This is a genomic window from Mesorhizobium sp. M0983 (assembly GCF_040318975.1).
Taxonomy (GTDB): domain Bacteria; phylum Pseudomonadota; class Alphaproteobacteria; order Rhizobiales; family Rhizobiaceae; genus Mesorhizobium.
The window spans coordinates 20,742-27,932 of sequence record NZ_JAMYNH010000042.1; the positions used below are offsets into that span (position 1 = coordinate 20,742).

Annotated in this window: 7 protein-coding genes; 6 read left to right on the plus strand and 1 reads right to left on the minus strand. The window is 59.2% G+C overall.

Going from position 1 to position 7,191, the window contains the following annotated elements; translation table 11 throughout:
- Positions 1 to 81: 81 nt before the first annotated feature.
- The 6 genes from NKH71_RS32350 (at position 82) to NKH71_RS33600 (ending at position 6,664) form a co-directional block, all read left to right on the plus strand.
- Positions 82 to 1,629 carry a UxaA family hydrolase gene (locus NKH71_RS32350; RefSeq protein WP_352896301.1) on the plus strand — a complete coding sequence of 516 codons (1,548 nt, stop codon included), beginning with the start codon at positions 82 to 84 and terminating at the stop codon, positions 1,627 to 1,629.
- A 20-nt stretch (positions 1,630 to 1,649) separates the two neighbouring features.
- A complete protein-coding gene (locus tag NKH71_RS32355; RefSeq protein ID WP_352896304.1) occupies positions 1,650 to 2,672 on the plus strand; it encodes a histone deacetylase family protein in 1,023 nt (340 codons plus the stop codon).
- Positions 2,673 to 2,825: 153 nt separating this feature from the next.
- The gene (locus NKH71_RS32360) at positions 2,826 to 3,377 is read left to right on the plus strand and encodes a GNAT family N-acetyltransferase (protein ID WP_352896307.1); all 552 of its coding nucleotides are present in this window, start codon (positions 2,826 to 2,828) and stop codon (positions 3,375 to 3,377) included.
- A 199-nt stretch (positions 3,378 to 3,576) separates the two neighbouring features.
- On the plus strand, positions 3,577 to 5,232 hold the full coding sequence (locus NKH71_RS32365; RefSeq protein ID WP_352896310.1) for an MFS transporter: 1,656 nt from the start codon (positions 3,577 to 3,579) through the stop codon (positions 5,230 to 5,232).
- A gap of 50 nt (positions 5,233 to 5,282) precedes the next feature.
- A complete protein-coding gene (locus NKH71_RS32370) occupies positions 5,283 to 5,519 on the plus strand; it encodes a site-specific integrase (protein WP_352896313.1) in 237 nt (78 codons plus the stop codon).
- Between the two features lie 134 nt (positions 5,520 to 5,653).
- Positions 5,654 to 6,664, plus strand: coding sequence for an IS4/Tn5 family transposase DNA-binding protein (locus NKH71_RS33600; RefSeq protein ID WP_502900451.1), 1,011 nt, complete (start codon positions 5,654 to 5,656; stop codon positions 6,662 to 6,664).
- Here NKH71_RS33600 and NKH71_RS32385 read toward each other — a convergent pair.
- A partial coding sequence (locus NKH71_RS32385) for an ATP-binding protein (protein WP_352896316.1) occupies positions 6,655 to 7,191 on the minus strand: 537 nt, incomplete at its 5' end. The genes NKH71_RS33600 and NKH71_RS32385 overlap by 10 nt on opposite strands.

Sequence of the window (7,191 nt, forward strand, 5' to 3'; positions counted from 1 at the left end):
GTTAAGTCGGCCAAACGGTATTGAATCGTTGATGACAGGAACGGGTTCGGGTCTCTGCTCGCCAGCAGGTCAGGAGTAGCGATGCAAAACAATATGCCGCAACATCAGGACTTCACTCCGGTGCTGATCCTGCACGCTAGCGACAATGTCGCGATAGCGCGCCGAATGATAGCGCAAGGCATGGCGTTAGGTGGTTCGATAGTCGCCAAGAGCGCGGTCCCGGCAGGACACAAGGTGTCTATCAGATCTATCAAGTCCGGTGAACCAATTCTACGCTACGGTCAGATAATCGGTTTTGCCACGAAAGACATAGAGCCCGGTTTGCATGTTCATTTGCAAAATATGGCCCTCGGTGATTTCGAAAAGGACTATGCCTTCGGCGCGGCGGCTCATCAGACCGACTATGTTGAAACCCCCGACACGTTTTCGGGCATCCGCCGCTCCGACGGGCGGGCTGCAACGCGAAACTATGTCGGAATCGTCAGCAGTGTGAACTGTAGCAGTCACGTTGCCAACTTAGTGGCGGAGGTGTTCAAAAAAAATCCTTTTACCGGCGCCGATCCCTTGGTTGAGTTTCCGAATGTGGATGGTGTGGTCGCGCTAACCCACAAGACGGGTTGCGGCATGACAGGGGGCGAGCCACTAAACGTCCTGCGCCGAACGCTTGGTGGTTACGCGCGACATGTAAATTTCAGCCATGTCATAGTTCTCGGATTGGGCTGCGAGGTCAACCAGGTCGGTGGTCTGCTCGACGATCAACATCTGGCTGGACGGGTGCGCAGCATGGACATTCAGACCATGGGCGGCGCAAGAAAAACGGTGGCAGCCGCGGTTGAATTCGTGCGGGAAGTACTCAAGGAATCGGACCAGGTTACCCGGCAACCGATCCCTGCCAGCGAACTGATCGTCGGGCTGCAGTGCGGGGGATCGGACGGCCTTTCGGGAGTCACAGCGAATCCAGCCCTGGGAGCTGCCAGCGATATTCTCGTGCGGCATGGCGGCACGGTGATCCTGTCCGAGACGCCCGAAACCTACGGCGCCGAACATCTGCTGACGCGCCGCGCCATATCGCGCGAAGTGGGCGAAAAGCTGATCGCGCTGATGGAATGGTGGGATGCTTACTTCAAGCGGGAAGGTGCCGTTATGAACGATAATCGTTCCCCGGGGAACATGGCTGGTGGGATAAGCACGATCGTCGAGAAGTCGCTGGGAGCTATGGCCAAGGGCGGCACAACAAACCTGGTCGATGTCGTCAAATACGGCGAGGCCGTCAAGGGCCCTGGATTAGTGTTCATGGACACTCCCGGATACGACCCAGTGTCGGCGACTGGCCAGGTTGCCGGTGGCGCGAACCTCATCTGCTTCACGACGGGACGAGGCAGCGTGTTTGGATGCAAGCCGTCACCTTCCATCAAACTGGCATCTAATACGGCGATGTACCAGCGCATGCAGGACGACATGGACATCAATTGTGGCGAGATCCTCAGCGGGGGCGAGACCGTTGAAGAATGCGGAAAGCGAATTTTCGATCTGATTCTGCGCGTCGCTTCAGGAGAACGCACCAAAAGCGAAGAGTTCGACTTTGGTGCGGCCGAATTCGCGCCATGGGTTCTTGGTGCCACGGTCTAGTCCTCAAGAAAGCTATAGACATGGAAATCGTTTACTCGGAAGGCCACCGAAGCCATGATCCGCAAACGTTCATTCATCGCGGAAGGCTGGTCCAAAGCCCCGAGCGGCCCGAGCGTGCCGACATGCTGCTCTCGTCGGCGATCAATGCTGGCCACGAGGCGCTCGAGGCAAGCCAAACCGACGCCTCTATTCTGACGCGCGTTCACACGGCGAGGTATCTCGACTTTCTGGAGAATGGCATAAATGAATGGCTTGCGCTGCCCCACGCCGGCCCGGAAATTGTGCCCAACACGCACCCCAACCGTTTTGCTTCACACTACGCCAGCCACATCGTTGCACGCTCTGGATTCCACCAGGCCGACACAGCGTGTCCCGTGGGGCGCGGAACCTGGGCGGCGGCGCGATCCAGTGTCGACGTCGCCCTTAACGTCGGTGACTTGATTGCGCGCGGCCAGCACCGTGCATATGGACTTTGCCGGCCACCAGGCCATCACGCCTGCACCGAGATGGCCTGGGGATTTTGCTACCTCAACAACGTTGCGATCCTTGCTGAATCCCTTCGGATGAATGGAGCCGGGCGCGTCGCGATTCTGGATATCGATATCCACCATGGAAACGGCACTCAGCAGATCTTCTATGAGCGGCCTGACGTTTTGACGGTATCGGTTCATGCCGATCCTGATGGATTTCCGGTGTTCTTTAGCGGCTATGCAGATGAAATTGGCTCCGGTGCCGGAGAAGGCTTCAATGTCAATCTTCCGCTGAAACATGGCAGCGACGACGGGGCCTTTGTCGATGCAATTGCAACGGGCATGCACAGGATAGGGGAATTCGGACCGGATGTCCTACTCGTTGCGCTTGGCCTCGATGCCTATCGCGGCGATCCCCTCAGTGTTCTTGACGTCACCACTGATGGCTTCCGGAAGGCTGCCAAGGTCATAGGCAACTTCGATGCGCCCATCGCCATGTTGCAGGAGGGTGGATATCCCTGCCCCGAACTCGGTGACAACCTTGTGGCATTCCTGGGAGCTATACATGATTAATTCCAAAAGGCTCGCTCTTACGTTCTCAAGTAAATGGGCGGTTGCAACCAGCGCACGAGGCGTATTGTGCACGGTCGCGCGGCTGGCCCCAAGCGACTGCGGCTGCTCAGCTGGAGCGACCTCCGATATCCGCAGCGGGAGGAGGACCTACTGATGGAGCTGCGGACAAAACGCCTGCTGCTGCGGGAATGGACCGACGAAGACGTCGAACCGATCGCTCGAATGGTTGATGATCCAAGAGTTGGAGAGTACCTCGCAAAGTTCGTCGATCGGGCCGGGATTGACGCTTGGATAAGTGCCGAGCGCGAGTACTTCAGAGAGCATGGGTATGGCCTTTGGGCAATCGAGCGTTTGGGTACTGCGGAATTTATTGGTTTCTGCGGTCTTGTTGAGGTTGGCTATCAAGCACGTTTCACACCGGCGATTGAAGTCTCTTGGAGGTTGCATCCAGATCACTGGGGGCATGGATATGCAACCGAGGCCGCCGCTGCTGTTCTTGACTTTGGGTTCGAAAATTTAAAGTTGAACGAAATCGTCGCGAACGCCGCAGTGGGCAATGTCGCCTCACAGCGCGTTATGGAACGCATTGGCATGTCGCATGATCCAAACGACGACTTCGACCACCCACTCAAGGCAGCCGATGATCCATTGCGGCGCCAAGTCCTGTACCGGCTCGCGTATCAAGATTGGCGTCAAAAACGCTAAGAAGCGCATCTTGATGTCGCGTCTTTTATACGCCCCTCCCAAGGCGCGCCCGGCAGGTAGCTTAGTCTCCTGCCGGGCTTCAATTTTCTGAGCGTCCGTGGCGCTCAGGCATTCGGGGTCGCAGCTGGTTGCGTCGAGTGGCGTCTGTTTGGCTAACAACGGAATGTGGCGAATGACATACGAGCAAAGGTCAGTTTAAATGGGCAAGGTGGCGGACGCAGGTCCGGATCCAATTTCGCCTACGACGTTTGCGCCGCTCAGGACCCCGGCCTTTCGTTCGATCTGGCTCGCCACGCAGGTCTCCAGCCTCGGCTGGCTGATGCAGACCGTTGCCATCAGCTGGCTGATGGCGACGATCTCGACTTCCGATCTGATGGTTGCGCTGGTGCAGACTTCATCGTACTTGCCGGCGTTCATCCTATCTGTTTTCGCCGGGGCAATGGCCGACAATTTCAGTCGTCGAAGGGTCATGTTCGCCGGCCGGTGCATTATGGCTATAGTATCTGCAATACTGACCGCGTCCGTGGCGCTGGGCTTTGCCGACCCGTGGATGATCCTCGGCCTCAGTTTTTTAATTGCATGCGGCGGTGCTCTCAACGATCCTGCCTGGCAAGCCTCGGTTGGCGATATTGTCGACCGACGCAATGTTCCCGCCGCCGTCACTCTCCTCGCTGTCGGCTTCAACACCGTCCGGACCGTGGGCCCAGCGCTCGGCGGCATCGTGGTTGCCTCGTTCGGGCTTGTGACGGCTCTCGCCGTGACCACACTCAGCTATCTGGTCCCCTTGGTCACCATATGGCGCTGCAAGTGGAAAGTTCGCTCTTCGCCTCTCCCGCGTGAGTCGATGATGACAGCGATCTATGACGGAGTGCGCTTCACGGCGATGTCATCGGAAATCAAGGCGCTGATCGCGCGCGGAACCCTCTTTGGCCTGGCGAGCATCGCCATATTAGCGCTGCTGCCCGTGGTTGTGCGCGATCAGTTAGAAGGAGGCCCCGTCGCCTATGGCACGCTCATGGCTGGCTTCGGGACAGGCGCTGTCTTCGCCGGCGTCTCCAATGGCGTGTTCAGACGGCGTTTGTCTCAAGAACGGTTGATGACGCTCGCCTGCGTCGCCTGCGCAGCATGCTCGCTCGCCCTTGCGCTGACCTCTTCGCTTGCGGTGGCGGCAATTGCACTCGCCTTAGGCGGCGCGGGTTGGGTCACCGCCTGGTCCGGGGTTGGCGTGACTGTGCAATTGGCGAGCCCGCGCTGGGTCGTAGGGCGCACCATCTCGATCTATTATGCATTGATAGATGGCGGCATCGCGGCTGGCAGTTGGGTGTGGGGCACGGTGGCCCAGAACTATTCCCTGACCGTGGCGCTGGAGGGCTCCGCTGCAGCCCTGCTTTTGGTCGCTGCAGCCGGTTTTCTGCTTCCTCTTCGCGAGCGCCCCGAGTCCGAGCCCGATCCTTTGGAGGAATTCGACACCCCAGCTGTCGCCCTCGATCTGAAGCCGAGAAGCGGTCCCATCGTCATCAAAATCGAATACCTGGTACCGGAGAGAAATCTCGAGGCTTTCCTGGACCTCATGCGCGAACGCCGGCGCGTACAGAGCCGCGTGGGTGCGCGGCATTGGACGCTCCAGCGCAACCTTCAGAAGCCTATGCAGTGGACAGAGACATTCCGCACGCCGACCTGGACGGACTACCTTCGCCTGAACCATCGTCTCACTGAAGGAGACAAGAAACTGGAGGAACGCGTCTTCCAATTGCACGCTGGAGAGCATCCACCTCTAATGATTCTTTCGATCGAGCGACCGACAGGCCCTGCTCGCAAGCCCGAGCGACCTGTCCCTTATCCTTCCCGTCATTGACCGGGCGACCTTGGCATCCGTTCGGCCTACGATCCCGATCAGGACGGCGTTTGCACACGACCCTCTTCACCTTTCTGGGCGGCGTGCCGAAGTTCGTGGTCTGCGACAATCTCATGCGCATTTCCGAAGCCCTCTCGCTTCAACTCGATGACCTGACCGCCGATGGCTTGATCATCCCACAGACCAAGTACCACCAGAGCCGCTTGCTGCCACTCCATGCCACGACATGGGACGCTTTGGACCGGTATTTGGTTGCACGCCGGCACGCCGGCGGCTCGGTCCCTTAAACAGCGTAGCTATTCGCTTCCGCCACGGTAACCATCCGGTCTGGTCTTCACCGGCTTCCGATTACCCACATCTCTTGCGGGGCATGAATCAGGCGTGATTCTCTGTCTGGCACCGAATCGCGGAGGACGGTGCCATGGAAGGAACGGCAGACGCATGGTTTGATCGTGAGCTTTCCGAATGTAGGTTTGCGGACGAGCGTTTGAGCAAGCGGTTGCGCCAGCTTGTGGAGTGCATGGAGGGCGCCATGGGAGCCAGCATTCCGCTGGCGTGCCAGGACTGGGCCAACACCAAGGCTGCCTATCGTTTCTTTTCGAATGATCGGGTCAGCGAGGAGGAGATTCTCGCCGGTCACTTTCATTCCACGCGCAGCCGTTTTGCCGCGACGAGCGGTCCGATCCTGGTTCTGCAGGATACGACGGAGTTCACGTTTCAAAGAGAACGGCCAGGGGGGATCGGCATCACGTACCGGGTCAACAGCGGCAAGGACAAGGCCTGCCGTTTCCGGGATGCACACGGTGTGCGGGCTGATGCATTCGAGCCTGGCCGTCACGCTGGACGGCCTGCCGCTTGGCCTTTCCGCCATAAAGTTTTGGACGCGGACGAAGTTCAAGGGAACCGCCGCGCTCAAAAAGAAGATCAATCCGACGCGGTTCCCATCGAGGAGAAGGAGAGCTTCCGCTGGATCGCGCTGTTCGGCGATCCCGCGCGATGCATCCACGTCGGCGATCGCACCGGTAGGGCCTCCGCCGGCTTCCGATTACCCACATCGTCGGGGGCAATTGCCCCGTATGAATCTGCCGTGATTCTGTCCGTGACGCCGAATCACGGAGGCGTCACGGATGCGAGACAAGACCAGCAGCAGCGAAGCCGCTTGGCAGGAGGAAGAGCTTTCTGCGGCGGCCCTTCCCGACAAGCGTCTGGCCCGTCGGCTGCAACGATTGCTGGATCAGATGTCAGCTGCGCCGGGCTAGCCAATCCCGGCGGCCTGCGGCGACTGGGCGGCGGCGAAGGCGGCTACCGCTTCTTTGACTGCGCATTTCGCAAATACCGGACAACGATTCCGCTAAGTCGCGGACAGTTGCTTCACTGTGCCGGACAGTTTGACGACGTTGGTCCTCGGGTGCCTTGTTGCGTTCATGGGTGATTGATTTCGCCGTTTTTGGCGCCGGTCAAGAGGGGCGCTGCTTGTTGCTTGCGCATGCTGTCGCCCTCAAGGCTGATGCGGTGAGCGTTGTGAATGATCCTGTCGAGAATGGCGTCGGCGACCGTGGGGTCTGCAATCAGGTCATGCCATCTGGCCACCGGGACTTGGGCGGTGATCAGGGTGGATTTCCGCCGATAGCGTTCCTCGATGATTTCGAACAGGTGGAAGCGCTGCTGGTCGGTGAGGCTGTGGGTTCCAAAGTCGTCGAGAATGAGCAATTGGACGCGGGTGAGCTTGTCGATGAGGCGGGGAAAGCGGCCATCGAGGCGGGCGAGCGCCAGGTCCTCGAACAGGCGCGGCACGCGCACATAGAGCACGGAATGATCGAGCCGTGCCGCTTGCCGGCCGAAGGCGCAGGCCAACCACGACTTGCCGGTGCCGGGCGGACTGGGCTCATAATGCCCGTTATCAGGATGGCGAGGCAAAGAAGATAGTCCGTTACGCCTTTCATCCACGTTCGGGGGGGG